Source organism: Nocardia gamkensis NBRC 108242 (assembly GCF_001612985.1).
Classification (GTDB): domain Bacteria; phylum Actinomycetota; class Actinomycetes; order Mycobacteriales; family Mycobacteriaceae; genus Nocardia; species Nocardia gamkensis.
In genome coordinates this window covers 18151-45116 of record NZ_BDBM01000062.1, presented here as the reverse complement: position 1 = coordinate 45116, position 26966 = coordinate 18151, and the positions used below count along the sequence as shown (strand labels likewise).

Annotated in this window: 26 protein-coding genes; 16 read left to right on the top strand and 10 right to left on the bottom strand. The window is 69.6% G+C overall.

Annotated elements, in window-relative coordinates:
- Positions 1-409: cyclodeaminase/cyclohydrolase family protein (locus NG1_RS31255; RefSeq protein ID WP_169812353.1), on the top strand; the 409-nt coding region annotated here is incomplete at its 5' end.
- A 28-nt stretch (positions 410-437) separates the two neighbouring features.
- Here NG1_RS31255 and NG1_RS31250 read toward each other — a convergent pair.
- The gene (locus NG1_RS31250; RefSeq protein WP_062976864.1) at positions 438-1340 is read right to left on the bottom strand and encodes an NADP-dependent oxidoreductase; all 903 of its coding nucleotides are present in this window, start codon (positions 1338-1340) and stop codon (positions 438-440) included.
- A gap of 66 nt (positions 1341-1406) precedes the next feature.
- On the opposite strand from NG1_RS31250, the gene NG1_RS31245 reads away from it, so the two are divergent.
- The 4 genes from NG1_RS31245 (at position 1407) to NG1_RS31230 (ending at position 4393) form a co-directional block, all read left to right on the top strand.
- The gene (locus tag NG1_RS31245) at positions 1407-1841 is read left to right on the top strand and encodes a winged helix-turn-helix transcriptional regulator (RefSeq protein ID WP_062976863.1); all 435 of its coding nucleotides are present in this window, start codon (positions 1407-1409) and stop codon (positions 1839-1841) included.
- A 195-nt stretch (positions 1842-2036) separates the two neighbouring features.
- A complete protein-coding gene (locus NG1_RS31240) occupies positions 2037-2786 on the top strand; it encodes a L,D-transpeptidase (protein ID WP_062976861.1) in 750 nt (249 codons plus the stop codon).
- Between the two features lie 54 nt (positions 2787-2840).
- Positions 2841-3488, top strand: coding sequence for a nucleotidyltransferase domain-containing protein (locus NG1_RS31235; protein WP_063910487.1), 648 nt, complete (start codon positions 2841-2843; stop codon positions 3486-3488).
- Positions 3489-3649: 161 nt separating this feature from the next.
- Positions 3650-4393 (top strand): DUF8176 domain-containing protein, encoded by a 744-nt coding sequence (locus NG1_RS31230; protein WP_062976857.1) that lies wholly within the window; start codon positions 3650-3652, stop codon positions 4391-4393.
- Positions 4394-4402: 9 nt separating this feature from the next.
- On the opposite strand, the gene NG1_RS31225 is transcribed toward NG1_RS31230, so the two are convergent.
- On the bottom strand, positions 4403-5266 hold the full coding sequence (locus NG1_RS31225; RefSeq protein ID WP_062976855.1) for a bifunctional 5,10-methylenetetrahydrofolate dehydrogenase/5,10-methenyltetrahydrofolate cyclohydrolase: 864 nt from the start codon (positions 5264-5266) through the stop codon (positions 4403-4405).
- A 484-nt stretch (positions 5267-5750) separates the two neighbouring features.
- Here NG1_RS31225 and NG1_RS31220 point away from each other — a divergent pair, with 484 nt between their 5' ends.
- Together NG1_RS31220 and NG1_RS31215 are read left to right on the top strand one after the other, a co-directional pair.
- Positions 5751-6620: a YdcF family protein gene (locus tag NG1_RS31220; RefSeq protein ID WP_084499334.1), complete on the top strand. Its 870-nt coding sequence runs from the start codon at positions 5751-5753 to the stop codon at positions 6618-6620.
- 95 nt (positions 6621-6715) lie between these two features.
- Entirely contained in the window at positions 6716-7519 is an 804-nt protein-coding gene (locus NG1_RS31215) for a putative protein N(5)-glutamine methyltransferase (protein ID WP_062976850.1), read from the top strand.
- A gap of 80 nt (positions 7520-7599) precedes the next feature.
- Here NG1_RS31215 and NG1_RS31210 read toward each other — a convergent pair whose 3' ends face one another.
- Together NG1_RS31210 and NG1_RS31205 are read right to left on the bottom strand one after the other, a co-directional pair.
- Complete coding sequence (locus NG1_RS31210; protein ID WP_062976848.1) at positions 7600-8430, bottom strand: SDR family NAD(P)-dependent oxidoreductase; 831 nt, start codon at positions 8428-8430, stop codon at positions 7600-7602.
- Positions 8431-8463: 33 nt separating this feature from the next.
- The gene (locus NG1_RS31205) at positions 8464-10035 is read right to left on the bottom strand and encodes a succinic semialdehyde dehydrogenase (protein WP_062976846.1); all 1572 of its coding nucleotides are present in this window, start codon (positions 10033-10035) and stop codon (positions 8464-8466) included.
- Positions 10036-10187: 152 nt separating this feature from the next.
- Between NG1_RS31205 and NG1_RS31200 the strand changes: the two genes are divergently transcribed.
- Complete coding sequence (locus NG1_RS31200; RefSeq protein WP_062976843.1) at positions 10188-10871, top strand: TetR/AcrR family transcriptional regulator; 684 nt, start codon at positions 10188-10190, stop codon at positions 10869-10871.
- A 15-nt stretch (positions 10872-10886) separates the two neighbouring features.
- On the opposite strand, the gene NG1_RS31195 is transcribed toward NG1_RS31200, so the two are convergent.
- Genes NG1_RS31195 through NG1_RS31180 form a run of 4 tightly spaced genes read right to left on the bottom strand, consistent with a single transcriptional unit; the run spans position 10887 to position 15254 of the window.
- Positions 10887-11810, bottom strand: coding sequence for a short-chain dehydrogenase/reductase (locus NG1_RS31195; protein ID WP_168434028.1), 924 nt, complete (start codon positions 11808-11810; stop codon positions 10887-10889).
- On the bottom strand, positions 11807-13273 hold the full coding sequence (locus tag NG1_RS31190) for a flavin-containing monooxygenase (protein WP_062976841.1): 1467 nt from the start codon (positions 13271-13273) through the stop codon (positions 11807-11809). Before NG1_RS31190 ends, NG1_RS31195 begins: the two co-directional genes overlap by 4 nt.
- Positions 13274-13311: 38 nt before the next feature.
- On the bottom strand, positions 13312-14382 hold the full coding sequence (locus NG1_RS31185; protein WP_062976839.1) for a PDR/VanB family oxidoreductase: 1071 nt from the start codon (positions 14380-14382) through the stop codon (positions 13312-13314).
- Positions 14379-15254 (bottom strand): metal-dependent hydrolase, encoded by an 876-nt coding sequence (locus NG1_RS31180; RefSeq protein ID WP_062976837.1) that lies wholly within the window; start codon positions 15252-15254, stop codon positions 14379-14381. Before NG1_RS31180 ends, NG1_RS31185 begins: the two co-directional genes overlap by 4 nt.
- A 103-nt stretch (positions 15255-15357) precedes the next feature.
- Here NG1_RS31180 and NG1_RS31175 point away from each other — a divergent pair, with 103 nt between their 5' ends.
- The 8 genes from NG1_RS31175 (at position 15358) to NG1_RS31140 (ending at position 24812) form a co-directional block, all read left to right on the top strand.
- Positions 15358-16020: a TetR/AcrR family transcriptional regulator gene (locus NG1_RS31175; protein ID WP_062976835.1), complete on the top strand. Its 663-nt coding sequence runs from the start codon at positions 15358-15360 to the stop codon at positions 16018-16020.
- Between the two features lie 479 nt (positions 16021-16499).
- Positions 16500-17552, top strand: a complete 1053-nt coding sequence (locus NG1_RS31170) for a 3-oxoacyl-ACP synthase III family protein (protein WP_245660136.1) — start codon at positions 16500-16502, stop codon at positions 17550-17552.
- 8 nt (positions 17553-17560) lie between these two features.
- The gene (locus NG1_RS31165) at positions 17561-18475 is read left to right on the top strand and encodes a beta-ketoacyl-[acyl-carrier-protein] synthase family protein (RefSeq protein ID WP_062976833.1); all 915 of its coding nucleotides are present in this window, start codon (positions 17561-17563) and stop codon (positions 18473-18475) included.
- A complete protein-coding gene (locus tag NG1_RS31160) occupies positions 18472-20151 on the top strand; it encodes a fatty acid CoA ligase family protein (RefSeq protein ID WP_062976831.1) in 1680 nt (559 codons plus the stop codon). The genes NG1_RS31165 and NG1_RS31160 overlap by 4 nt, the downstream gene beginning before the upstream one ends.
- 5 nt (positions 20152-20156) lie before the next feature.
- The gene (locus NG1_RS31155; protein WP_245660135.1) at positions 20157-20429 is read left to right on the top strand and encodes a hypothetical protein; all 273 of its coding nucleotides are present in this window, start codon (positions 20157-20159) and stop codon (positions 20427-20429) included.
- Positions 20426-21472 (top strand): NAD-dependent epimerase/dehydratase family protein, encoded by a 1047-nt coding sequence (locus NG1_RS31150; protein ID WP_062976826.1) that lies wholly within the window; start codon positions 20426-20428, stop codon positions 21470-21472. The genes NG1_RS31155 and NG1_RS31150 overlap by 4 nt, the downstream gene beginning before the upstream one ends.
- Positions 21473-21498: 26 nt before the next feature.
- Positions 21499-22698, top strand: coding sequence for a hypothetical protein (locus NG1_RS31145; RefSeq protein ID WP_062976824.1), 1200 nt, complete (start codon positions 21499-21501; stop codon positions 22696-22698).
- Positions 22695-24812, top strand: coding sequence for an MMPL family transporter (locus tag NG1_RS31140; protein WP_062976822.1), 2118 nt, complete (start codon positions 22695-22697; stop codon positions 24810-24812). Before NG1_RS31145 ends, NG1_RS31140 begins: the two co-directional genes overlap by 4 nt.
- Positions 24813-24862: 50 nt before the next feature.
- Here NG1_RS31140 and NG1_RS31135 read toward each other — a convergent pair whose 3' ends face one another.
- Both NG1_RS31135 and NG1_RS31130 read right to left on the bottom strand, forming a co-directional pair.
- Positions 24863-25546: a hypothetical protein gene (locus tag NG1_RS31135; RefSeq protein WP_062976821.1), complete on the bottom strand. Its 684-nt coding sequence runs from the start codon at positions 25544-25546 to the stop codon at positions 24863-24865.
- A gap of 9 nt (positions 25547-25555) precedes the next feature.
- Positions 25556-26953, bottom strand: a complete 1398-nt coding sequence (locus NG1_RS31130) for a condensation domain-containing protein (protein ID WP_062976819.1) — start codon at positions 26951-26953, stop codon at positions 25556-25558.
- Between the last annotated feature and the right edge of the window lie 13 nt (positions 26954-26966).

Genomic DNA, 26966 nt, shown 5'->3' with positions numbered 1-26966 from the left:
GCTCGCGCTGGCCGCCGCCGACGCCGCCGCGTTCACGGCTGTCGGCGCCGCCTACAAGCTGCCCAAGGACACCCCGGAGGACATCGCCGCCCGCACCGCGGCGATCAATGCCGCGCTGATCGAGGCCGCCCGGGTGCCCGCCGAGGTCGTCGACGAGGCCGACGAGGCGCTGTCGCTGGCCGCGGAGCTGTTCCCGATCGGGAATCCGAACGTCGTCACCGATATCGGCGCGGCCGCCGACGCCTGCCGCGCCGCCGCGACCACCTCGCAGCTCAACATCGAGATCAACGTGGCATCGCTGCCCGCTGCCGAGGGTGACCGGTTCGCCGCGGTCCTGATGCGGATCGAGGAGCTGACCGCGCGGGCGGACGCCCTGCACGCCGACGTCGTGCACGCCGTCCGCCGGTAGCCGCGCGATCGCGCGGGGGCCGCCCGGTTCAGGCGGGCGGATTCCAGGCGACCAGTACGATCTTGCCGCGCACCCGTCCCGATTCGCCGAGTTCGTGCGCCTTCGCGGCGTCCGAGAGCGGCAGCACCTGGTCGATCGTCGCACGGAGGTGACCGCGCTCGACCATCGTGGTGATCTCGCGCAGTGATACCGCAGAGGGTTCGACATAGAACCGCTCGTAACGCGGGTCCGCTTCCGCGTCCGAACCCTGGGTGTCGATCAACCTGCCGCCGGGACGCAGCACCTCGAGGGAGCGGGACCCGTACGCACCGCCGACCAGATCCAGCACGAAGTCGACGTCGCGCACCGCGGCGCCGAAATCGACCGCGCTGTAGTCGATCACCTCGTCGGCGCCGAGACCGCGCAGGTACTCGTGGTTGACCGCACGCGCGGTGCCGATAACGTGCGCTCCGCGATGCCTGGCGATCTGCACCGCCAGATGCCCGACGCCTCCCGCGGCCGCGTGCACCAGCACGCGCTCCCCGGCACCGAGCGCGGCCAGCGCCTGCCAGGCCGTCAGCGCCGCCGTCGGCAGTGCCGCCGCGTGTACCAGATCGATGTTCCTCGGCGCCGCTGCCAGCGTGTGCGCCTGCGCCACAACGTATTCCGCGTTCGCTCCGCCGTACACCATGCCGTACACGGGCGCGCCGATCGCGAACCTGTCCACTCCGGCACCGAGTTCCTCGACGACACCCGCCACATCGAGCCCCAGCGTCAGCGGTGGATCGCCGAGCTTTCCGAGCAGTCCGGCGCGCACCTTCCAATCGGCTGCGTTGACGCTGGTCGCGGCGACCCGTACCAGCACCTCCCCCGGGCCGGGCCGCGGCCGATCCACCTCGACCACCTCGAGGACTTCCGGGCCACCGAACGCGTACTGCGTGATTGCGAGCATGTACCGATTCTGTGGCCACCTGGTACCTTTCGGGAAGAAGGCACCTTCTTGATACCGAGGTTCCCCATGGATACTGCATGTGACCGGCCGGAGACCCACAGCCTGGTCGAGAGCTACCTGCATCACTGCCCCGCGCGGGAAGTGCTGACCGTCCTCGCCGACAAGTGGGTGATGCTGGTGCTGAGCGTCCTGCGCTCCCATGCCGGGCCGATCCGCTTCAACGAACTACGCCGCCGCCTCGACGGCATCACGCAGAAGATGCTCACCCGAACCCTGCGCAACTTGGAGCGGGAGGGCCTCGTGCGCCGGGCGGTCTACCCCACGGTGCCGCCCCGGGTGGAGTATTCGCTCACCGAACTCGGCGCGAGCATCGGTGCGATCAGTCACGCCATGGGCGTGTGGGCCGTCGAACACCAGGACCGAATCCTCGCCGCGCGAGCGGAATTCGACACGCGAGCCGCGGCCGAACCGGAACCGCTGCCAGGCGGACTCGCACGCTGACCGCCTCGTCGGACCCCTGCCCCAGGACTCGAGCGACTCACTGCCGTTTCGACCGCACCCGGCGGGGTATGCGGTCATTGGTGGGCCTATCCCCCAGCGCAACCGGACCATGGACCGGTTCTATCCGTGGCCGAGTTGATCATGGGGGCCTAAAATGTTCCTTGCCTACCACACCAGCTCGAAGGGGTGGACGCCATGAGGAGCGCCATTCGGTACCTGTTCCTCGCGACCGTGATCGTGGCACTGGCCGCGTTCGGGTCGGGTGCGGCGGCCGCGACGATGATCGTGCGGCCGACGCCTCCGGTGGCAGCGATCGGACCCTCGAACGGCCAGGTGGTGGGCGTGGCTCATCCCGTGACCATTCGGTTCGCCGCACCTGTCACGGATCGCGCGAAGACGGAACAATCCATCGACATCAGAACGACCCGGCCGTTGCCGGGCACATTCGCGTGGACCGACGATCGCGAAGCCGTGTGGACGCCGAGCGGGTTCCTGCCCGCCGACGCCACCGTCCTCGTCTCTGTCGGTGGCGCGCGCACGGAATTCCGCACCAACGCGGGTGTTTTCGGCGATGCGAACATGTCGGCGCATACCTTCACGGTCACCGTCGGCGGCACCGTCGTCCGTACGATGCCGGCCTCGATGGGCAAGCCGGGGTACGAAACACCGGCCGGCACCTGGCCGGTGCTGGAGAAGTTCCGTTCCGTCGTGTTCGATTCCCGCACCATCGGCATCCCGCTGAGTTCGCCGGAGGGCTACGTCATCAACGGCGAGTTCGCCGAGAGGCTCACGTGGGGAGGCGTTTTCATCCACTCGGCGCCGTGGTCGGTGGACCAGCAGGGTTATGCGAACGTCAGCCACGGCTGTATCAACCTCTCCCGCGACGACGCCGAATGGGTCTATCACACGATCGGCGTCGGCGATCCGGTCGTCACGCACTGGTGAGCGGTGCCCTCCGCCGGGTAGCGTCTGGCGACATACCCGAGGGAAGGGTCATCCTTGCGCGAGTTTCCGATCCCACCACCGCGTGACGCGAAGGAAGCCGAGTTCCAAGACCTCTGGGGCCCATGGGCTCTCGTTACCCCGCGCGATGTGTGCGAGGTCCTCGGCGACATCGACGCCCCGTGGTGGATCGCGGGCGGGTGGGCGATCGACGCATGGACCGGAACGCGGCGCGAGCACAGTGATGTCGACGCGTCGATGTTCCGTGCCGATCTGCCCGCTCTGCGCTCCGCGGCACGAGGCCGCTTGCACATCTGGTCCGCGGGCCCGGACGGCATTCGCCCCGTCGATGACCGCTTCCCCGCCTTGCCCGACAGCGCCGACCAGGTCTGGCTGCGGGCGAACGCACGGTCTCCGTGGCTGATCGACCTCCTGCTGAATCCCGGACAGCGGGGCGCCTGGGTCAACCGGCGCGATCGGACCATGGTCGCACCCCTCGACGAGGTGACCTGGATCGCGGACGACGGCATCCGCTACCTGAATCCCGAGTTCGTGCTGATCTTCAAAGTGAAACAGGCCCGGCCGAAAGACCGTGCCGACCTCGAACGGACCTGGCCTGAGTTGAGCTCCGCACAGCGCACCGTGGTGCGGACCTACGTGTCCGACCACCATCCCGAACATGAATGGCTGGCTCTGCTGAAGTGACACCCGTCCGCCGGCCACCCCGAGGCCGGGTGGGAGACCCGCCGGTATCCTCCGGTAGGCGGACGGCTCAATTGTGAACGCGGCAGGGCGTTCCCGCGTCGTGGCGATGCGGTTAATCTGACGGGGACCTGATGAAGGGCGGGGCGATGGATCGACCGGAGATGAGCGCGCGACCCGGCTACGACCGGGGAAATCCGTATGGCACCGGGGTGCCCGGGCAGGCGCCGGCCGGCGAGGAGTACCGCGGCGAGTGGGCCACGTGGGTGGATCGGCCGCAGGACCAGGCGCAGCCCACCGAACCCGTGCACACGCAGGCGCCCGGTCCCGACGAGTACGAAGATCAATTCGCGGGACTGATCGACCGCTCTCCCGCGCCGCGTAAGACGCGGCGGTGGGCGGTACCAGTGCTCGGCACGCTCGGCGTCGCCGCGCTCGGCTTCGCGGCCTTCCTACAGTTCTGGACCGGCGGCTCCGACCGGCAGGCCACGGCACCGGTCCCGCCCGCGCAGGCCACCGCTCCGGCGGCGCCGGTCGCACAGTGCCCCGCCGAGCGGGTCGGCAACCGGATCCAGGGCAATGGCGTGGGCGGCTTCGATTCCGGTCCCGCGGTGATCTTCGCCTTCCAGCACGCCTATTACGTGGACCGGTCCGGCGAGCAGGTCCGCGCCACCACCACCGCGGACGCCGCGGTACAGGCCGCCGACGCCATCCAGCGCGGCATCGACAGCATCCCCGCGGGCACCACCCACTGCGTGGCGATCACTCCCGGCGCGTTCGCGGGCCAGTACACCGTGGTGGTCACCGAACATCGCCCCGGGCAGCAGCCGGTCACCTACAACCCGCAGGTCGTCACCACCACCAAGGACGGCGGCCGCACACTCATCAGCGCCATAGCCCGGGGGTGAGGCGGCTTCTCACGCAGAGCCGCTCGGCCGGTCGGATTCGGCGGCGGTGACGACGTGGCGCATCAGCAGGGCCGTGGTGACCGGGCCCACGCCGCCGGGAACGGGGCTGAGCCCGGCCGCCTTGCCGCGCACCGACTCGGCGTCGACATCGCCCACGATCTTGCCGTCGGCAGCCTCGTTGGTGCCGACATCGATGACCACCGCACCCTCCCGGACGTGCTCGCCGGAGATCAGGCCGATGCGGCCCGCCGCGGCGACGACGACGTCGGCGGTGGCGGTGACGGCGGCGAGGTCGGCGGTGCGGGAATGGCACACCGTGACGGTCGCGTCTTTCGCCAGCAGCAGTTGCGCCAGCGGCTTCCCTACGACGTTCGAGCGGCCGACGACCGCGACGTGCCGGCCGGTCAGCGGGATCTCGTGGTGTTGGAGTAGTTCGACAACGGCCTCGGAGGTGGCGGGGACGAAACCGTCCAGCCCGGCCGCGAGCAGGCCGAGCGACAGCGGGCTGACGCCGTCGACGTCCTTGGACGCGACGATCGCGGAACTCACGTCGTCGAGCGTGACGCCCGCCGGGAGGGGCGTCTGCAGCATGATCGCGTCGGTCGCCGAGTCCGCACCGCGCGCGGTGAGTTCGGCGCGGATCTCCGCGGCGCTCGCCTCTGAACCGAGATCGACCGTGTCGCAGGCTATTCCGAGTCGCTCGGCCGCTTTGCGGAGCGAGTTCACATACCAGGTGCTCGCTGGGTCGTCGTTCGCCACCACCAGGGCGAGGCGCGGGGCGGCGCCGCCGTCGGTGAGCGCGGCGGCGCGGGCCTTGGTGTCGGCGTTGATGGCGGCGGCGAGTTCCTTGCCGGACAGCGAAACGGTATCCACGTTGACACAGCCTAACGGGCGCGGCCGGGCGTGTTCCTCCCCCGCCCGCGTGCGGCGGTGCAAATTCGGGGCAATCGCACGGCGAGCCCGACTTGCTCAGGCCATGCGACCGCGGCGAGGCCGAACGACGCACGCAGCCGGACGGTAGCCGCCGACCACGGCACGCCGGCGGCAGGTGCGGCGGCACAGCCGCACCGCCGACGACGCCAGTGAACAGCCACATCGGCACTTACCCAGTGCGCGACTGTGATTCACGTAGTTTCGAACGCCTTCGGACCCGAAAGAAGGCGCCGCGATCCCGCCGCGAAAAACGAACCAACGCCCCGGTTTCGCCCCGGCACACGCACCGGGGGCGACATCGCGGGAGCCCGTTCGCGAATTGCCGGTTGGACGAAGAGTTCGCCCGTATGGTATTTCGTGTTTGCCCAGCTAACTGCTAGCACGTGCCAACCCGTTCCACAGCGGAAAGGTGACGACTGTAGTGATGATCTCGAGGCAGTGGAAACTTCTCGTCGCGGCGTCGTTCGCCGCGTTCTCGCTCACCGGTCTGGCCGGTGTCCCCGCGCACGCCGCGCCGGAGACCGACGCCCTGTACAACTCCGCCCAGCGCCACTTCACCAACGGCGACGACGCCGCGGGCCGGGCCGACCTGCGCAATCTGATCGGCGCCGACCCCGCCGACGCCGAAGCGCTCGCCCTGCAGGCGATCTGGTCCGACTACGCCGGTGACCTGCCCGCGTTCGTGGACGCCATGGCACGGCTGCACGTGGTCGATCCGGGCTTGGCACAGGGCACCGACAACGTGCTCGGCGCCGTGCGCGCCGCGGTGGGCACGCTGCCGAACCCGCTGCCCGCGCTGGCGGGGCCGCAAACCGGCATCGTCGTGCTCGGCTACGGCCTGTTGCCGGATGGTGCGCTGCGCCCCGAACTGGTGAACCGGCTCACCGCCGCGTGGTTGCAGTCCATCGCCGCTCCGCTGTCGCCGATCGTCGTCACCGGCGGGAATCCGCAGAACGGCATCACCGAGGCCGAGGCCATGCGCGACTGGCTGGTCGCCCACGGCGTAGCGCCCGCGCGCATCCACGTGGAGAGCCGCGCGGGCTCGACCGTGCAGAACGCGCTGTTCAGCACGAGGCTGCTGCGAGATATCGGTGCGACGAGCGCGATCGTGGTGACCTCGCCGAACCACATCCGCCGTGCCGTCGCCGATTTCGTCGTCGCGGGCACCCGGGTCGTCGGCGCGACGACCTCACTCGAACAGCTGGTCTCGCAGCTGCCGCCGCCCGGCAAGCCGGGCCAGCGCGGCATCTATCTCGACGCCACGCGTACCTTCCAGCTGAGCACGGCACGCTGATCACCGGCAGATCGGGATTCGCGCCGAGCGCGCCGGTCCCGATCGCCGGGGAAATTCGTTAGCGGCGTCCCGCGTGGGCGCGGCAGGATGGCCCCGTGACGTCAGCCGGAAATTCCGATGTGGTCGCCCGGCTCCGGGCGGCGGGCTGCGTGTTCGCCGAGGACGAGGCGCGATTGCTCACGGCCGCCGCAGCGGAGACCGGCGTCGCGCTGGAATCGCTCGTCGCCCAGCGCGTCGCCGGTAGCCCGCTGGAGCACCTGCTCGGCTGGGCCGAGTTCCACGGGCTGCGGGTGGCGGTGTCTCCCGGCGTCTTCGTGCCCCGGCAGCGCACTGCGTTCCTCGTCGACCGCGCGGTCGAGCTGATCCACGCCCGGACGGGTCATCCGGTGGTGGTCGATCTGTGCTGCGGCTCCGGCGCGCTCGGGCTGGCGGCGGCTCGGACCGCCGCCGAGGAAGGTCGTCCGGTCACGCTGGCGGCCGCCGACATCGATCCGATCGCGGTCGAGTGCGCTCGCCGGAATCTCACCCCGCTCGGCGCACCGGTCTACGAAGGGGATCTCTTCGAGCCCTTGCCCGGGGAATTGCGCGGCTGTATCGACATCCTGCTCTGCAACACCCCGTACGTGCCCTCGGAGATGATCGCGCGGATGCCGCCGGAGGCCCGCGACCACGAACCACGCACCGCCCTCGACGGCGGCCCGGACGGCTTGGACGTCTTGCGCCGGGTCGCGGCCGGGGCCGCCGAGTGGCTGTCTCCGGGCGGGCATCTGCTCGTGGAGTCCAGCGAGGATCAAGCGCCGACCGCGCTCGCCGTGCTGGCGGAGAACGGTCTCGCGGGCCGGGTCGCGGCATCCGAAGAGCACTACGCGACCGTGGTCATCGGCACCCGTCCACGCTGACCAGCGCGACCACCCATCGAGGAAGCGCCGTACACGTCCCGAGCGGTGCGGCCTGGGAGTTTTGGCGAACGCGCCGCGCTCTACTTCTCGCGACCGGTGAACTGGTCCATGGAGTGGTAGACGCCGACCGTGTCGAGGAACAGGTCACGCAGCTTGATCGGCAGCAGACCGGAGATCGCCTTGTTCAGCCGCGAGGTCCACGGCAGCACGACCAGCGGGGTGCCGTTCTTCATCTCCCGCCACGAGGTGTCGACCACCTTGTCCTGGTCCAGGATCGGGGTGAACAGGAAGCCCTTGGCGCCCTCGAACATTCCGGTATTGATGTAGGTCGGGCAGACCGTGGTGATCGTCACGTGCTCGTGGCCGGCCTGTTCCAGTTCGATGCGCACCGAGTCCGACCAGCCCAGCGCCGCCCACTTGGAGGCGGCGTACACGCTCATGCGCGGGTTGGACACCAGGCCCGCCGAGGAGGCGATGGTCAGCACCCGCGCCTCGGTGGTTCCGGCGACCATGGCGGGCAGGAACTCGAGCGTGACGTACATCGGAGCGAGCGAGTTGATGGCCATGGTCTTGTCGATGTCGGCGCGGTTCGGCGTTTCCCAGAAGTAGCTGTTGCCGCGCACGATGCCGGCGTTGTTGACCAGGATGTCGATGCCGCCGACCTGCTCGCGCACGCCGGCCGCGGCCTCGGTGATCGCCTCGGGCGAGGCCACGTCCACCACGAAGTGATGAACGGCGCTGCCACGGCCGGTCAGCTCGGCGGCGGTGTCCTTCAGCGCGGCCTCGTTGATGTCCCACAGCACCACCGCCGCGGCCCCTTCGCGCACCGCCCGCTCGGCGAACAGCTTGCCAAGGCCCATCGCGGCCCCCGTGACCAGGACCCTCTTGCCCGCCACCGTGTCCAGTTTCATCCGTACCGCTTCCTGATCCGTGAGTCGTGCGAGTTACTTCTGCCGAAGCGCTTTCATGACGCCGAAATACAGCGTCATCGTCTTGGCCCAGAGCGCTTCGGACATGCCGGGCAGCGGAGCGATCGGCACTACCCGCTGCACCGCGATGGTCTGGGTGTCGATGTACTTGAGCAGGCCCTCGGGACCGTGCCTGCGCCCGGTGCCGGAGATGCCGAGCCCGCCGGACGGCGCGTCGGCGCTGCCCCAGGCGGCGATGAAGCCCTCGTTGACGTTCACCGAGCCCGCCTCGATCCGGGCCGCCACCGCGCGACCGCGTGCGATGTCCTTGGTCCAGACACTGGCGTTGAGGCCGTAGGCGGTGTCGTTGGCCTGTTCGATGGCTTCCTCGTCACTGCTCACGCGGTAGATCGAGACCACGGGGCCGAAGGTCTCCTCGCGGTGAACCGTCATGCCAGGCCGCACGCCGGCCAGCACGGTGGGCTCGTAGAAATACGGTCCGAGGTCCGGACGCGCGCGACCGCCCGCCAGCACCGTGGCGCCCTTGGCCACCGCGTCGTCGACATGCGCGACGACCGTGTCGAGCTGGCGCCGGAAGGTCAGCGATCCCATGTCGCTGTGGTAGTCCAGACCGCCGCCGAGCCGGATGGCCTCGACGTGCCCGACGAATTCGGTGACGAAGCGGTCGTAGACGCTGTCGTGCACATAGATGCGTTCCATCGACTCGCACAGCTGTCCCGCCGAGGCGAAGCAGGCCCGGATGGCGATCTTGGCGGCGCGTGAGACGTCCGCGTCGGCGAGCACCAGCAACGGGTTCTTGCCGCCGAGTTCGAGCGAGTAGCCGATCAGGCGCTCACCCGCCTGCCGGGCGATGGTCCGTCCGGTCGCACTGGAGCCGGTGTAGTCGACGTAGTCGGCGCGGGCGATCACCTCGCCGCCGATCACCGATCCGCGGCCGAGCACGGCCTGCCAGAGCCCGCGCGGCAATCCGGCGCGCACGGCGGCATCGATGGCCCACAGCGCGGTGAGCGCGGTCTGGTTGTCCGGACGCGCCACCACCGCGTTGCCCGCGACGAGGGCGGGCAGCGCGTCGGAGGCGGCCAGCGCCAGCGGGTAGTTCCACGGCGAGATGACCGCGACCACGCCCTTGGGCCGATGCCGCACGTCGACCTGGGTGAGCACGGGAAGCACCCCGCGCGGTTTGCGCGTGGCCAGCAGCCGGGCGGCCACCGAGGCGTAGTACCTGGCGTTCACGGCCACGTCGCCGACCTCGTCGAAGGCGTGGGCCCGCGCCTTGCCGGTCTCGGTCTGCACGATGTCGAGGATGGCGTCCTGCTCGGCCAGCACGATGTCGTGGAATCGGCGCAGCACCGCGATCCGTTCCCGCACCGGACGTCGCGCCCACTGGCGCTGGGCTTCGCGGGCGGCGGCGAACGCGGTCTCGATGTCGTCGGCGGAGGACTGCGGCAGATCGACGATCTTCGCGCCGGTCGCGGGTGCGAACACTTCGACGGCGGGCGCGCCTCCGGCGACGGCGTGCGCGAGCAACGGCTGCACCAGTGACGGGGACAGCGCGTCGGCGGTGGCCGGTTGGGAGGCGGTCGTCATGGTCGGCCCTCTCGAGGACGGTGGACCGCGCCACGGACGCGCGCCCCATTAAAATGAACAGTGGTGTTAGATTAATATCTATGTCACACCTCGTGTCAAGCTGTTCGTCGTGGCGCACAGGGATCCCGGGGGCCGCGTTGTGAGGCGGCACTATGCAGGCTGAGCCGACGGCCGCGCGGCGCGGCAGGCCGCCGCAGACGCAGGAGCAGGCCGAGGAGGTCCGCGCCCGGATCGTGCTCGCGACGGCGGAGGTGTTCACCCGCACGGGTTCCCGTGGGCTGAGCGTCGCGCAGATCATCGAGCAGGCGGGCCTGGCCAGGCCGACCTTCTACCGCTACTTCGGCAACGCGAACGAACCGCTGCTCGCGGTGCTCGACAGTTCCAACGAGGGGTTGGTCGGCGGCATCCGCGCGGCGCTGGCGGGCACCGACGAGCCGGTCGAGCTGGGTATCCGGCTGATCGACGCCTACCTGGACTGGGCGCGCGGGCACGGCCCCATGCTGCGGCCGCTGTTCGCCGAGCTGCACGACCCGGGCTCGCCGGTGTCGGCGTACCGCGAGCGCGCGCTCGACGACATTCGCGATCTGGTGCGCGAGACGTTCGCCGAGCTGGGCAGGCCGGTGCCGAGCCCGCTCGACCTGGACGCGGCGCTGCACCTGTGCGAGTACGTGGTCTACCGGATCTCCGCGGGCGCCGCGCCCGGCGCCGAACCGGACGCGGACACCGTCGCGGCGGCGCGCCTGACGATGATCCGCGTGCTGCTCACGACGCTCGGCACGCGCGTCGATGTGGAGTACGCGCTGACGCTGCCCGCGATCTTTCCCGCCGCGCCGTAGTCCGGCCCGCGCGCGTCAGCGCGGTATCGGGGTGACAGGGTGATCGACGTCGATGACGCGCTGTTCGACCCGGTGGATCAGGTCGTGCACGCGCGGGTCCCGCGCCAGCCTGCTGTCCAGCACCACGTTGATCACGCCGCGGAACAACGCGTAGGGCTCCCACTGCGGCGGCGCGATGGTGCGCGCCGCGCGCCGGGCGATGCCGTCGGCGATGGATTCCGCCGCGTCGCGCACGGTGATGCGCAGGTTGAGCGGCCACGGCAGCAATGCGCCCAGGTCGGCGCCCAGGTCGTCCTCGTCGAGCGTGCCGTGCGTCATCGCGGTGTCGACGATGCCGAAGTACGCCACGCCGGCCGTCGCGCCCACCGCGGCGAGCTCGACCCGCAGCGCCCGCCCGAACTGCTCTACCGCGGCTTTGCTCACCATGTAGGGCGAACCGGCCATGCCGGGCGCGAACGCCGCGGCGGAGGAGACCACGACGACGTGCCCTTTCGCGGCGACGATGTCCTCCAGCGCGGGATGCACGGTGTTGAACACCCCGGTCACATTGATGCCGATGACCCGATCGAAGTCGCCGGGGTTCATCGTCCGGATCGTGGCGGGCTCCGGCACCACGCCCGCGTTGGCCACCACGACATCGATCCGGCCGAAACGCTCGCGCACCCGGGAGATGGCTTCGCGCATCCCGATTCGATCGGAGACGTCCGCGCGCACGACCAGCGCCCGCTCCCCCATCGAGCGCCCGACGGCAGCGGCGGCGGCCTGGTCGATGTCGATCAGCGCCACCGAAGCGCCCGAGGCATAGAGTTTTTCGGCGAGCGCGCGGCCGATTCCGGTGCCCGCACCGGTGATCACCACCACCCGATCGCGCACATCCAGCCGGTGCTCGGCAGGTGGGGACAGCAGCTGACGCAGCAGGTCGACGACCACGACGCTCACCCGGCCTGCAACTGGTAGGACTCCGGATCGAAACGGCTTGTGCGCCGCCGGTACTCGAAACTCCAGTTCGGGTACAGCCCGGCGTTGCCGCCGTCGGCGGTCTGGTAGTAGCTGCGGCATCCGCCGGTCAGCCAGGCGGTGTCGCGACTGCGCTCGGTCACCTCGTCGAGGAAGGCTCGCTGCACCTCCTCGCGCACATCGATCCGCCGGATGTTCCGCGCACGCATGGTGGTCACGGCATCGACGATATAGCGCACCTGCGCCTCGATCATATAGATCGCGGACTGATTGCCCGCCGCCCCGAACGGCCCCAGCGTGCAGAAGAAGTTCGGGAAGCCCGCCATGGCCGCACCGAGGTAGCTGCTCGGACGCTCCCGGTAGCGGTCCCCGATGGAGCGACCGCCGAGCCCGTGGATCCGGTCGAAAACCGCGGGCGGAACACCGAATCCGGTGCCCCAGATGAGCGTGTCCACCGCGCGCTCCGCGCCGTCGGCGGTGACGATCGACCGGGCGCGGATCTCCCGGATGCCCTCGGTGACCACTTCGACGTTCGGCCGGGTCAGGGCCGGATAGTAGGCGTCGGAGAAGATCGCCCGCTTACAACCGATCACGTAATCGGGGGTGAGCTTGCGACGCAACTGCGGATCGCGCACCTGGCGCAGCAGCTGGAGTCTGCCCAGCGCCTCGTACGGATGCCGGAACCGCTTGTCCACGAAGCCGACCAGACCGAAGCCTTCGATGCCGGTGTAGAGGAGACCGCGGACCGCTTTGCCGAGCGCGGGGATCCGGCGCAGCAGCGCGCGTTCGGCGGGCAGCGTGCGGCGATCCAGTCGCGAGACGATCCACGGCGCCGAACGCTGGAACACGGTCAGCTTGCCCACCACGGGCTGGATCTCCGGGATGAACTGCACGGCCGACGCGCCCGTGCCGATCACCGCGACGCGCTCGCCGGTGAGATCGTGTTCGTGATCCCAGTGCAGCGAATGGAATTGCGTCCCTTCGAAGGTATCCGCGCCCGGCAGCCGAGGGATCCGCGCCTCGCTGAACGGCCCGACGGCGGAAACCAGCACCGCCGCGGTCAGGTCGCCGCGACCGGTACGCAGCCGCCACAGCGTGGCCGCGTCGTCCCAGCGCGCCTCGACCAACTCGACGCCGAACCGCATGTGCCGCACCACGTCGTGGCGCGTCGCGACCGACCGGAGGTAGGCGAGGATCTCCCGCTGCGTGCCATAGGTGCGCGACCAGTTCGGATTGGGCGCGAAGGAGTACGAGTACAGCTGGGAGGGCACGTCGCAGGCGCAACCGGGATAGGTGTTCGCCCGCCAGGTGCCACCCAGGTCATCCGCGCGCTCGAGCAGCACGAAATCTTCGATGCCCGCTTCGCGCAGAGCGACCGCCAGACCGATCCCGGCTATCCCGGCCCCGATCACCGCGATCGGCACGTGTTCCGGATGCGCAGCCATGTCTTTCCTTCCACACGCGGGCGGCCGGCCCGCCGAGCTCACAGATCCAGGTGGAGTTCGCCGCCGCGCGCCCGGGAGACGCAGGTCAGCATCGTCTCCGCGCGCTCGGATTCGAGCAGCGACCGGTCCCGGTGGTCCACCGCGCCCGCGAGCACCCGCGTCTTGCAGGTGCCGCAGAATCCCTGCTGACAGGAGTAGGCCACGCCGGGCAGCACACGGCGGATCGCGCTGAGCGCGGACTCGTCGGCCGCGACCTCCACGTCGAACCCGCTGCGATGCAACCTGATACGGAACGGCTCGCCGTCGCGCACGGGCAGCGGCGAGAAGCGCTCGGTGTGCAGCGAGGCCGTCGGATCGTGCAGTGCGAGCACCGCACGCGCGGCCTCGGCCAGCGGCGGCGGCCCGCACACGTATACCGCGGCGCCGGGCGGCGTCTGCTCGAAGATCATCCGGGCGTCGGGCACGCCGTACTCGTCGTCCGGCCGCACCACCACGTCGCCGCCGGTGTAACGGGCCAGGTCGTACAGGAACGGCATGCGCGAGCGGGACCGGCCCAGGTACATCAACCGCCAGGGCACCGCCGCGCGTTCGGCCGCGGCGACCATGGGCAGGATCGGCGTGATCCCGATGCCGCCCGCGACGAACAGATAACACGGCGCCTCGACGAGCGGGAACGCGTTGCGCGGACCGCGCACGCACAGCCGGTCACCGACCCGCAGATCCCGGTGGATCTCCGCGGAACCGCCCTCGCCGTGCGCGATGAGACGCACCGCGATGCGGTAGAACCCGCGGTCGGCGGGGTCGTTGGTGAGCGAATACTGCCGCTGCCGGCCGGACGGCAAGAAGACGTCCAGATGCGCGCCCGGCGTCCACGCGGGCAGTGGGCCGCCCTCGGGGTGGCGCAGCCACAAGCTGACCACCCCGTCGGCCTCGTGCCCGATCCGGTCGACGACCACCTCGAACTCGTAGCCGGTGCGGCGGACCGGATCGGGACGCGAAAGCAATTGCGCGGCGTCGCTTTCGACGAACAGGCGCTTGTAGGCGTCGGCCGCCGAGCCGATCAGCCGCAGCGCGGCCCCGGGCTGGAACCGCTCCCCCACGGCGGTCACGCGTTCGCCGCCCGTGCCGCGGGCGACTGCGCGAGGTAACGCAGCGCGTTGTCCATCGGGCCGAGCTGCGACGGGTGGAAGCCCGGCCGCAGGTAGCGCGGAATCTCGGTGATGAACGTCGTGAAGCTGGGCACCACGCCGCGCACCGACGCGCCGGCCAGCTGGAGCGGCCAGAATCGGCCTTTGTGCTGCGAGGGGTCCTTGTGGAACAGGTAGCCTCCGGAGACGACGAACAGGACGAGCAATCCCGCGCTCGCGATGAGCGCCTGCCGCGCCTTGCGCGCGTATCCGCCGTCGACGTGCATGTACGCGTCGTAGACGACGCTGCGGTGCTCGACCTCCTCGGCGCCGTGCCAGCGGATCAGATCCAGCATCGCCGGGTGCATGCCCTTGGCCTCGAGGGTGTCGTTGGTTAGCAGCCACTCCCCGATGACCGCGGTGTAGTGCTCCATGCCCGCGAACAGCGCCAGCCGCTCGCACAGCCACTCCCGCTTGGCCCGGCCGGTCAATCCGTGGTCGCCGAGGATGCGGTCGACCAGCCAGCTCACGCGATCGACCATCGGGCCGACGTCCAGGCCGAGCCGCTCCAATTGCTCGCGCGCCTTCTCGTGGGAACTGGCATGCATGGATTCCTGCCCGATGAAGCCGCGGACTTCCTCGCGTAACCGCTCGTCGTCGATCAGGGGTAACGCCTCGGCCAGCGCCTGCGCCATCGCGCGCTCACCCTCGGGGAGCACCAGGTGCATCACGTTGATGATGTGGGTGGCCATCGCCTCGCCGGGGATGTAATGCATCGGCACCGTGGCGAAGTCGAATTCCACCGCGCGCGCGTTGATGGCGTGTGTCTGGTCGGCGTATACGGCAGAACCCATCTCGCACCCCTCGTCATCGATCGGTGTCTTCGCAATGTATTGGTGACATCAGGTGCTGTCAACATCACATGATGTCAATTCGGTGCTATGAGAGGATGACGCTATGGACCAAGCCGACGGGGCGATTCCGGGCATGCGCCGCTGGCGCGGGCAATCGCCCGCCGATCGCGTCGCCGCGCGCCGGGAACAGCTGGTCGAGGCGTGCACGGAGCTGATGGCGACCGTGGGCGCGGCCGAGACGTCGATGCGCGGCGTGTGCAGGCAGGCCGGACTCACCGAGCGCTACTTCTACGAGAGCTTCCCGAACCTCGACGCGTTGCTGACCACCGTGCTGGACACCGTCGTCCTCGGCGCGCGCGACCGGCTGCTCGACGAGCTGCCCAACGCGCCCATCGAACGTGACGCGATGTTCCGCCACATGGTCGGCGTCTTCACCGACTACCTACTGGCCGACCGCCGCCGCGGCCGGATCATGTTCATCGAATCGCAGGCCACCCCCGTGCTCATGCCGCGCGCCAACGAACTCATCGGCTTGTTCACCGCGCCGATCGCGTTGACCATCAGCGCGGGCGACTACAGCCAGCCGGTGCCCGACGAGCACGACTACGCGCTCAACGCCAGCGCCATCTTCGGCGCACTGGCCTACCTCTACCGGCCCTGGCTCGACGGCGAAATCCCCGTCTCCCGTGAACGTTTCGACGCGCACGCCGCCGACGTCATCGAGCGGATCGCCACCGCGCGCTCCGCGTTGAGCACCGAAGCCTGATCCCGGCTCGCGCCGGTCACCGAGCCGCCCGACTTCCCTTCTGCCACAACCCGTTCGGTGCGAAGTCAAATCGAGCGACAAGCATCCGCACCGAAGGCGCGGCGCACAGTGAAGTCACTCACATCCGGCGAGAGAGACCCCGTGCCGACGACTCACGAACCGCCACCATCCGGCAATAGCCGATCGATTGCCATTCCGAAAGCGGCGCCGCCGCGAGCGTCACGCGACGCGCACAGCGTCGAACGCGAAATGCGGTGACAAACCGAATCAGCAGGTCGGATGGCCATACCGGCAAGCCATAGCCAGTCGGTCACCGGTTGGTGATACCTCACGAAACATGTACCGCTGGTCGTGATTTCCGTCTCAGACGGTGGCGCGAAATGGCTGTGGTCATTCGTTGTTACCGTCGGGTAGTGTTCATCCCACCGACGATCAGAGTCGATCCGGAACCGTATATCTCCACGATTTCAGGAGCGCTCGTGTCTCCCCATTCTCGCTTCGAATCCATCGGTGCCTATCTGCCTTCCCGAGTTGTCACCACCGCGGAATTGCTTTCCGGGCTGAAAGAACCGCCTTCGTTCGATCTGGAGAAAATCACCGGCGTCCGCGAACGCCGGGTACGCGATACCAGGCCGGAAAGTCACGAGGACTCGTTCACGCTGGCCGTCAAGGCGGTAGAGGACTGTTTGTCCAGGTCGAAGTACGCTCCGGAGGAGATCGACGTAGTCATCTCCGCTTCGATCACCCGGAGCAAGCACGCGACCAGGGTATACATGGAGCCGTCGTTCGCGGGTTCGATAAGTCGTCTTATCGGAGCCAAGAACGCCATTACGTTCGACATCACGAATGCCTGCGCCGGAATGCTCACCGGCACCTACATCCTGGACCGTATGATTCGGTCCGGCGCCGTTCGAAACGGTCTGGTGGTCAGCGGCGAGGCCATTACTCCGATCGCCGAGACCGCGGTCGCGGAGATTTCCCAGAAATACGATCCGCAATTCGCTTCGCTGTCCGTCGGCGATTCCGGCTGCGCGATCGTGCTGGACCAGGCGGTCGACGAAAACGACATGATCCACTACATCGAGATGATGACCGCGGCGGAATACGCGCAGCTGTGTCTGGGCATGCCGAGCGGCAAGACGCAGGGCATCGCGATGTACACCGACAACCGCCGGATGCACAACGAGGACCGCTTCCTGCTCGGTACCGATACCCAGCGGAAATTCCTCGAGGCGCAGGGCAAGACCTTCGCCGACGAGAAGTTCGACTATGTGATCCACCACCAGTTCGGCGCCGCGGCCATCCCGTGGATGCACGCGATCGCCGAGCGCGAGTTCGGCAGCCCGATGCCGCCGGATCTGCGGGTCATCGAGAAGTACGGGAACACCTCCACCACTTCGCATTTCATCGTGCTGCACGATCAGCTCGGCGAGCAGAACATCCCCGCGGGATCGAAGTTGCTGCTGGTGCCCGCGGCCTCCGGCATCGTCACCGGGTTCCTGTCCACCACCATCTCGTCGCTGAAGGTCTGAGGTAGGTCATGAGCGTACGCATCAAGTCCACCGGCGTCAGCCGGGGCGGCGACACCAACAGCATCGTCGAGCACAGCGCCCGCGCGGCGAAGCGGAGCCTCGAGCGTGCCGGGATCCTTCCCGAACAGGTCGGGCTGCTGATCAACGCGGGCATCTTCCGGGATTCCAACACCGTCGAACCGGCGGTGTCGGCGCTGATCCAGAAGGCGGCGGGCATCGGACTCGAATACGCCAAGGACGACCCGCGCACCTTCTCGTTCGACCTGATGAACGGGGCGGTCAGCGTGCTCAACGCGGTCCAGGTGGCCACCTCAGTCCTGGAGACCGGCAGCGCCGAGCACGTGCTGATCGTCTCGGGCGACACCCACCCGTCGCTGCTTCGTTCGGTCGGCGACGAACGGTTCCCGTACGCCACCTGCGGCGCGGCGCTACTGCTCGAGCGCACCGACGAGCCGACCGGATTCGGCCGGGTGCACACCGTCGCCGGGGAAGGTACGCCCGCCGTGGAGGCCTACGTCGACGTCTCGACCATGGGCAACACCGGTCGCGGCGCCATGACCGTGGAGCGGGAGCCCGGCTTCGAGGACCGCCTGCTCGAGGTGGCCGTCGACGCCGCGCGGCAAGCGCTCGCCGAATCCGGGCACGCCTCGCTCGAGCGGATCGCGTTGATCGCTTCGACGCCGAGCCCGGAGTTCCCGAAGAGGCTGGCCGCCGTCCTCGGCATCGATCAGCGCGCGGTGCGCACTCCGGACCTGCGCGACGGCGACCCGCACACCGCGGCACTCACCGCGGCCTACGACCTGGCGGTCGCGGACGACGCCTTCGCCGAGCACCACCAGGTGCTGTTCGTCGCGGCGGGGGCCGGTCCTTCGGCGGCGGCGGTGCTCTACCGGTTGCCCGTCTTCGCCGGGGCGCCTGCGTGACGACGGGAACCTACTGGCAGGCCTTCGATCGGTTCCGTGCGGTCGTCCGCACCGACCCCACCCGGGTGGCCGTGCGCTACGCGGACGGGGTCGGCCCCGATGGCCTGCCGGCCTACCGGCACCTGACCTATCGCGAACTGGACGCGTGGTCGGACACGATCGCCCAGCGGCTCGCGGCGTCGGGTGTCGGCACCGGGACACGCACCATCGTGCTGGTGCTGCCGAGCCCGGAGCTGTACGCGATCATGTTCGGGCTGCTCAAGATCGGCGCGGTGGCCGTGGTGATCGACCCGGGGATGGGCGTGCGAAAGATGTTGCGCTGCCTGCGCGCCGTGGACGCCGAGGCGTTCATCGGCATCCCGCAGGCGCACGCGCTGCGCGTGCTGTTCCGGCGCGGCTTCCGCGGCGTCCACACCGCCGTCACCGTCGGCAGGCGCTGGTTCTGGCGCGGCGAGTCGCTGCGGGACTGGGGCCGCACGTCCACCGGCTCGGTCACGGCGGGCCGACCGGCCACCGAGGACGACCTGCTGTTCATCGCGTTCACCACCGGCAGTACCGGACCGGCCAAGGCCGTGCAGCTCACGCACGGCAATCTGGCCGCGATGGTGGAGCAGGTGCACGTGGCGCGCGGCGAGGTGGCGCCGGAGGCCTCGCTGATCACTCTCCCGCTGGTCGGTGTGCTGGATCTGCTCCTGGGTTCGCGCTGCGTATTGCCGCCGCTGATTCCGAGCAAGGTCGGCGCGACCGATCCCGCACATGTCGTCGACGCGATCCAGAAGTTCGGCGTGCGGACCATGTTCGCCTCCCCGGCGGTGCTGATCCCGCTACTGGAACACCTGCGCACCCGGCCGGCCGAGCTGCACACGCTCGACAGCATCTATTCCGGCGGCGCGCCGGTGCCGGACTGGTGCATCGCCGGACTGCGCGCGGTGCTCGGCGAGGACGCGAAGGTCGTCGCCGGATACGGGTCCACCGAGGCACTGCCGATGTCCACCATCGAGTCCAGGGAACTGCTGGACGGGTTGGTCGAACGGGCGCACCGCGGGGCGGGAACCTGCCTCGGCAGGCCCTCCCACCAGGTGCAGGCGCGCGTCGTCGCCATCACCGACGACGCGATCCCGACGTGGAGCCGGGCCGAAGAGCTCGCGGGCGGCCTCGAGGACACCGGCGGGATCGGTGAACTCGTGGTCGCCGGGCCGAATGTCAGCGCCCGGTACTACTGGCCGGAACAGGCGAACACGCTGGGCAAGATCGTCGACGGCGACCGGATCTGGCACCGCACCGGCGATCTCGCCTGGATCGATGATCAAGGACGGATCTGGTTCTGCGGACGCAAGAGTCAGCGGGTGGTCACGGCGCACGGTCCGATGTTCACCGTCCAGGTCGAACAAGTCTTCAACACCGTCGCTGGCGTGGCCCGCACGGCGCTGGTCGGGGTCGGGGCCCGCGGAGCGCAGCGACCGGTGCTCTGCGTGGAACCGAAGCCGGGCGCGGACGCGCAGGTCGTCGAGGCCGCGCTACGGGCCCACGGGGCACGGTTCGACCTCAGCAGGACCATCGACGACTTCCTGATTCACCCGTCTTTCCCGGTGGACATCCGGCACAACGCGAAGATCGGGCGCGAACAGCTCACGATCTGGGCGGCCGAGCGGCTCGGAACGGACAACCGACGATGAAAACGATGGCATTGCGGGCGGTTCCCGTCCTGGGGTGGCTGTATCTGGCCTGCGGCGCCCTCGCCGCCGCGACCGGCCGCGTCCCGGACAGCCGGGTCCTGCGCGCCGCCTGGTGGATCGACGCGTTCCTGAGCGTCGTCGTGCACGCGGCGCAGATCCCGGTGGCCCTGCGCGCCGCCGAGGGTTCCGGACGCGGCCGGTTCGAGACGGCGGTCCTGACGCAGATCTTCGGCTTGACCTGGTGGCGAACCCGGCCCGGCAAGGAGGAACGGCAATGAGCAAAGTTCTGGTGACCGGTGCGTCCGGATTCCTGGGCGGCGCGTTGGTACGCAGGCTGGTGCGCGACGGCGAGCATCACGTGTCGATCCTGGTGCGGCGCACCAGCGATCTGACCGACCTCGGCGCCGATGTCGACAAGATCCAGCTGGTCTACGGCGACCTGACCGATCCCGCCTCGCTCGAACGTGCGACCCGTGGGGTCGACATCGTGTTCCACAGCGCGGCCCGGGTGGACGAGCGCGGTACCCGGGAACAATTCTGGAACGAGAACGTCCGGGCCACCGAGCGATTGCTCGAAGCGGCCCGACGCGGCGGGGCGGCGCGGTTCGTGTTCATCTCGAGTCCGAGCGCGCTGATGGACTACCACGGTGGCGACCAGATCGACGTCGACGAATCGGTGCCCTATCCCCGGCGCTACCTGAACCTGTACTCGGAGACCAAAGCCGCGGCCGAGCGGGCGGTACTGGCCGCCGACACCGAAGGGTTCCGCACCTGCGCGCTGCGCCCCCGCGCGATCTGGGGAGCCGGCGACCGGTCCGGTCCCATCGTGCGGTTGCTCGGCCGGGCCGGTGCGGGAACGCTGCCGGACCTGTCCTTCGGCCGCACCGTCTACGCCTCGCTGTGTCACGTCGACAACATCGTCGACGCCTGTGTGAAGGCGGCCGCGTCGGACGCGGTCGGCGGTAAGGCGTATTTCGTCGCCGACGCCGAGCGGACCGACGTGTGGGGATTCCTCGGCGAGGTCGCCGTTCGGCTGGGGTACCAGCCGCCGACCAGGAAACCCCATCCGAGGGTGATCGAAGCGGCGGTGCGCGTCATCGAGACGATCTGGCGCATCCCCGCCGTCGCGACGCGCTGGTCGCCGCCGCTCTCGCGCTACGCCGTCGCCCTGATGACCCGCAGCGCCACCTACGACACCACCGCCGCCGCACGCGATTTCGGCTACCGGGCGGTGGTGGACCGCGACAGCGGACTGGCCGCGTTCCTCGCCTGGCTGCCCGCCCAGGGCGGAGCGGTCGAACTCACCCGCAATCTGCGCTGAGCACCACCTCGGTACCGGAGATCAGCATGAGCAACGCCCCCGTCTTCCGCCGGAAGATCACACCCACCGAACGCCTCTACTTCGCCACGCGGCGGGTGACCCCGCCGTTCGTCATGCATATCGCCGTACACGGTGACGGCAGCCTCGACCCGGCCGCCCTGCAACGGGCCGTCGACGTGGCCTCGGCGGCCGACCCCGGCGCCCGCCTGGTCCGTGACGGCGGCGACTGGGTGGACAGCGGTCTGGCCGCCACGGTGCGCGTCGTGCCGGGATGGTCGCTGAACTACGACGCGCTCGAACACGACGCGGTACTCGACAGCCCGATCGGTCCCACGCCGGAGCGGACCACCGAGGTGCTGCTGCTGACCGGTGACCGGACCACCGTCGTGTTCCGCGCCTTTCACGGCGTGATGGACGGCATGGGTCTGCGGATGTGGGTGGACGACGTCTTCCGCGCACTGCGCGGCCTGCCGCCCGTCGGCGCCGCCGACCCGGTCGCCGACGCCGAACTGGTGGCGCGGGTGGGCGCGCCGGGCAAACCGACCCGGGTGCTGCCCACGTTCCGGGCGCCGACCGGCCGCGGCCGCCAGGATCCGGCGGCCCCGCGCTGGCTGCTGCGCCACCGCACGATCGAGGCGACCGGCAAGGGAATCGTCGCACGGGTGGCGGCGGTCCTGGCCGAGGAGTCGGGGGCCCGGTCGCGCTTCATGATTCCGGTCGACCTGCGCAGGCACGATCCCGAGCTGCGCTCGACCGGGAACCTGGCATTGCCCCTGTTTCTCGACGTGGCTCCCGGCGAGGACTGGGCGACGATCAGCGGCCGGATGCGCACCGGGTTGCGGGAGAGAAGCGAACTGAACCAGTTGGACAACGGCAAGCTGTCGAAGTTCCCGGCCCCCGTCATCCGCGGCGTGCTGCGCGGCAGCAACTGGCTCGGGGCACGGCTGAACCGGAACATGGTGTCGGCCACCATCTCCCACATGGGCAGCGTCGATCTCGACGAGATGGCCGTGCCCGGCTGGACGCCGACGACCATGCGGTTGCTGCCCCAGCACAGCGGCGCGATGCCGCTGCTGTTCGCCATGGTCGAGTCGCGCGGAAAGCTGGAGCTGACCGTGTCCTGCCGCAACGGCGCGGGCATCGAGCCCCGGCTGGATGCGCTGCTGGACAAGATCGCGGCGCGGTTGGAAGCCGAGTCTGCCCCGCACGATGCGGCCGTGAGATGACCTCCCTCGCCCGGCTCGTGCTCGCCCGGCCGCGGTGGGTGCTCGCGGTCGTGACGGGGGTGATGCTGCTGGCCGGTCTGCTCGGCATCGGAGCGTCCGAGAAGGTGACGGCGGCCGGGTTCATCGATCCCGGCAGCGAGTCCGCGCATGTGGACCAGCTCGTGGGCGAGCATTTCGGACCGCAGAATCCGGACGTGGTGGTGCGGTACACCGCGCCGCAGGGCCAGACGCTCGACGACATCGGCCCCCGGGTGCGGGAATCGCTGGCGCGGATCGACCCGGCGCTGCTGCAACGGCCGATCGAAACCTATTGGAACGCCGGAATAGCACGCAAGCAGTTCCTGCGCTCCGCCGACGACCGGCACGCGCTGGCCGTCGTGTATCTCGCCGGTGACGCCAACCAGCGCGTCGGCGTGTATCCGGACATCGAACCGCGGCTGCGCGTCCCGGGTGTCGCGACCGATCTGTCCGGCTACAGCGCGGTCTCCACGGAGATCAACGCGCAGTCCCAGCACGATCTGCTGCGGGCGGAATCGATCTCGCTGCCGCTGACACTGCTCATCCTGGTGCTGGTGTTCGGCGGGCTCGTCGCCGCGTCCTTCCCGGTCGTGGTCGGTGGCCTGACCGTGCTGGGTGCGATGGGCGCCATCCGCGTGCTCGCCGAACTCACCGAGGTGAGCACCTTCGCGATGAACATCGCCTCGCTGCTGGGCCTCGGGATGGCCATCGACTACGGGCTGTTCCTGGTCACCCGGTTCCGCGAGGAGGTCGCGGACGGGCACGACGTGCCCGCCGCGATCACGCGCACCTACGCGACCGCCGGGCGCACGATCGCGTTCTCGGCGCTGCTGCTGGTCTGCGCGTTCGCGGGGATGTTCGTCTTCCCGCAGGCGGTGCTGCGGTCGCTGGGCGTCGGCGCGATCACGGCGGTGGCGCTGGCCGCCGGGCTCTCGCTCACCGTGCTGCCCGCACTGCTGGCCCTGTTCGGCGCGCGTATCGGCGGCGGGCGAGCGATCGATCGCAGCGACCGGTTCTGGGGCGGCCTGGTCGATCGCGTGCTGCGGCGGCCCGCCCTGGTGACCATGGCCGTCGGCGCCGTCCTCCTGATCTTCGCGGCGCCGCTGGCCGGGCTGCGACTGGGCGACATCGACCATCGCGCGCTGCCCGCGGACAACCCCATGCGCGTCACCGTCGAGGAACTCACCGCGCAGTTTCCCGCGGCGGGCAGCGGGGCCACCGCCGTGCTGCGCGGCACGGACGGGCCGCCGCAGTCGGCCGCCGTGGACTCGGTCGCGGCGGCGCTGAGCGGGATCGACGGAGTGCGGCAGGTCGTCCAGGTGGGTCGCGCCGAGGACTTCGTCGTCTTCCACGCCTTCCTGCGCGACACCGACCGCACCGAAGCGGCGAGTGCCTCGGTCCGCGCCCTGCGCGCGGTGACTCCCCCGGACGGCACCGTGCTGTGGATCGGCGGCGACACCGCGGCCACCGTGGACAGCGTGCGCTCCATCGTCGCCGCGATGCCGTGGATGATCCTCGTCATGGTCGGCGCGACGATGGTGCTGCTGTCGGCCGCGTTCCGCTCGATCGTGCTGCCGCTCAAGGCGGTCGCCCTGGCGTTCTCGAGCCTCGCCGCCACCTTCGGCGTGCTCACGTGGATCTTCTGCGGCGGGCATCTGTCCGGCGTGCTCGGCGTGAGCACCGGCCCGATCACCGCGGGCATGCTGGTGCTGATCATCGCGGTCGTCTTCGGGCTCTCCACCGACTACGAGGTGTTCCTGCTGTCGCGCATGGTCGAAGCGCACGACGCGGGCGCCGATACCGCCGCGTCGGTGCGGGCAGGCACGGTCAAGACCGCTCGCGTGATCACCGCCGCCGCGACCCTGCTGGTGATCGTCACCGGAGCGTTCACCCTGTCCCCCTTGACCCCCATGCGCTTCCTGGGTCTCGGCATGATCATCGCCTTGGTCGTGGACGCCACCCTCGTCCGCATGCTCCTGGTACCCGCCTTGGTCCAGCTGATGGGGCCGGCCAATTGGTGGTCGCCCCGCCGCCCCCGCCACGTCGTGACGGCCACCGTCGCCCGCATTCCGGAACGCACGTCGGCCACGAGATGACTCGGTGCTGACCGGCAATGGGCGAGGCGCCCTGTCCCCTCGACAGGTTGCTAGGCAACAAGTTCCAGTAGGCCGCGGGGATCCCATGGCATCGGGCCGGTCGGGAAGCCGAGGCGGACCAGGCGGTGGGGCGGGGCCGCGTCGAAATGCGCCACCGCGGGTGGCAGGAATCCGGCGAGCACCTTCTCCAGCATCATGTTCAGTCCGGACAACCGCGGCCGCAGCCGGACCTGCCAGCAGCCGATGCGCCCGGCCGGTACCTCGACGACGGTGCGCTGCTCCACTTTGGCGCCGAGCGGGATGTGCACCGAGAACGCCAGCCACAGATCCACGCACTCCTCGGCGCCCTCGGCGAAGTCCAGGCCGCGCAGCAGGGTCAGGCCACCGGCGAGCGGCATCAGATCGGCCGGGAACGGCGCGATCCCGCCGCCGAACTGCAGATGGACGGTGTCGAGGAAGTTGGCCTCCTCGCGGCTGACCACCGTTGTGCCCGAGCGTGTTTCGGCGCGGTAGTGCTCGGCCAGGAGCCGATCTCCCGAGCGCGAGAACCGCTGCTCGATGGTCATCGCGAAATTCCCGTTTCCCAGGCCGGCCTCGACGATCGAGCGGTAGCCGTCGCCGTCGTGGGCGACCACGCTGACCAGGTCGAGCTTCGGCGCCCGGTCGGCGATGGTGGCGATGTAGACGGACTTCTCTCCGTCGGGAATTCCGGGGTCACGAAATGCGCTGTGCACCTGTTCTCCTCACAGTGTGTCCTCGGCCGCCGCAGCGAACACGCGCCGAAGGGTGGCGACGTAGCGTTCGATGGAGCCGTGCGCCACCGGGGTGTCCGGGTAGATGACGCTCAGCGTGGTCTCCGACGCGAACCGGTTGATCCAGATCAGCACTTGTTCGGAGGCGGCACGATTGGCGTACAGCCCGCACGAGCCCAGGTCGAACAACTCGTTGCCGAGCAGCTCCCTGGTGTCCACATACGAGATCATCGGCGTGGACCAGCCCGGTTTCAGATCCAGATCGGAGTCGGCGGGAAGCAGTTCCACCACGCGCTGGAACGAGGTGGGGGCCAGGCGCAGGCCGTTCTCGTAGGCGTGCTGCGCGATGGTCGCGGCGCGCGCGAACGTGGTGGTGGCGCCGATCGGAAAGGCCACCGGCAGCAACGTCACGTACCAGCCGACCGACGCGCGTTCGGCGGCGCTGCTGCGGGTACTGACCGGCGTCATGCCGAAGTAATAGTCGCTGTCGATGAGTTCGCGCTCGGCCAGCGCCGCCGCGGCGAAGATGCCACCGACGAATTCCGCGCCGTTGGCGCGGCAGACCCGCTCGAACCGCAGCGCGGTGTGCTCGTCGAACAGGGTGATCGTGCGGTGTGCGCTGCGGTTGTACACATCGGTGCGCTTGCCCAGATCCAAGGGGAAGGATGGCAGTTCGCCGTCGTTGCCGCGGATGAGCTCCAGCCACTTGCGCACGCCGGGTGAGGCGAGCGTCATCCGGCTCGTGTACTCCCGCTCGGCGGTGCAGTAGTCGAGGTAGCTGGCAGTGGGGGCCAGCATGCCCACGTCTTCCCACACTTCGCGCACATACAGCAGCGCGAGGTCGAATCCGGACAGGTACTGGCCGAATCCGTCGGTGTGCAGATGATCGACCGCCAGGTAGACCGTGGTCGATTCCTCGCGTTCGATCGCGCCGAAGGTGAAGCAGTCCCAGTCGAAGGGTCCCGGCGTCGTCTTCTGGACGTGATCGCGGATGGCGCGGGCCTCGTCGACGCGGCCGTAGTCGATCGGGACGAACTCGACGTCCTCCGCGGGCACGAGGTGACGCTCGATCGTGCCCGCGGAGTCGATCCGGAACCAGGTCCGAAAGGTGTCGTGGCGCAACAGGAACGCGTTGACCGCCCGGGTCATCGCGGCCGGGTCGAGGCCGCCTGCCGGGATCTCCGCCGTCACCAGGCACAGGCCGGAGTACCGGAACTCCGCCTGGGCGTGCCGAGCGGCGAGCCGAAGATATTGCTCCTGCTGGTGTGAGGGCGGTGCCGGGTGCACCGGCGCCCGCCGGGCGCGCGCCACCGACTCCGGTGACGCCGCCCAACTGACCAGCCTGCCGGGCGCCGGCTCCCATTCATCGATCAGCCCGAAACCGACCACGATGCCACCTCGT

Coding starts and splice junctions, on each gene's coding strand:
- NG1_RS31250 (WP_062976864.1), bottom strand. CDS start 1,340: ATGCTCGCAATCACGCAGTACGCGTTCGGTGGCCCGGAAGTCCTCGAG.
- NG1_RS31245 (WP_062976863.1), top strand. CDS start 1,407: ATGGATACTGCATGTGACCGGCCGGAGACCCACAGCCTGGTCGAGAGC.
- NG1_RS31240 (WP_062976861.1), top strand. CDS start 2,037: ATGAGGAGCGCCATTCGGTACCTGTTCCTCGCGACCGTGATCGTGGCA.
- NG1_RS31230 (WP_062976857.1), top strand. CDS start 3,650: ATGAGCGCGCGACCCGGCTACGACCGGGGAAATCCGTATGGCACCGGG.
- NG1_RS31220 (WP_084499334.1), top strand. CDS start 5,751: ATGATCTCGAGGCAGTGGAAACTTCTCGTCGCGGCGTCGTTCGCCGCG.
- NG1_RS31210 (WP_062976848.1), bottom strand. CDS start 8,430: ATGAAACTGGACACGGTGGCGGGCAAGAGGGTCCTGGTCACGGGGGCC.
- NG1_RS31205 (WP_062976846.1), bottom strand. CDS start 10,035: ATGACGACCGCCTCCCAACCGGCCACCGCCGACGCGCTGTCCCCGTCA.
- NG1_RS31200 (WP_062976843.1), top strand. CDS start 10,188: ATGCAGGCTGAGCCGACGGCCGCGCGGCGCGGCAGGCCGCCGCAGACG.
- NG1_RS31190 (WP_062976841.1), bottom strand. CDS start 13,273: ATGGCTGCGCATCCGGAACACGTGCCGATCGCGGTGATCGGGGCCGGG.
- NG1_RS31180 (WP_062976837.1), bottom strand. CDS start 15,254: ATGGGTTCTGCCGTATACGCCGACCAGACACACGCCATCAACGCGCGC.
- NG1_RS31175 (WP_062976835.1), top strand. CDS start 15,358: ATGGACCAAGCCGACGGGGCGATTCCGGGCATGCGCCGCTGGCGCGGG.
- NG1_RS31165 (WP_062976833.1), top strand. CDS start 17,561: ATGAGCGTACGCATCAAGTCCACCGGCGTCAGCCGGGGCGGCGACACC.
- NG1_RS31155 (WP_245660135.1), top strand. CDS start 20,157: ATGGCATTGCGGGCGGTTCCCGTCCTGGGGTGGCTGTATCTGGCCTGC.
- NG1_RS31150 (WP_062976826.1), top strand. CDS start 20,426: ATGAGCAAAGTTCTGGTGACCGGTGCGTCCGGATTCCTGGGCGGCGCG.
- NG1_RS31145 (WP_062976824.1), top strand. CDS start 21,499: ATGAGCAACGCCCCCGTCTTCCGCCGGAAGATCACACCCACCGAACGC.
- NG1_RS31140 (WP_062976822.1), top strand. CDS start 22,695: ATGACCTCCCTCGCCCGGCTCGTGCTCGCCCGGCCGCGGTGGGTGCTC.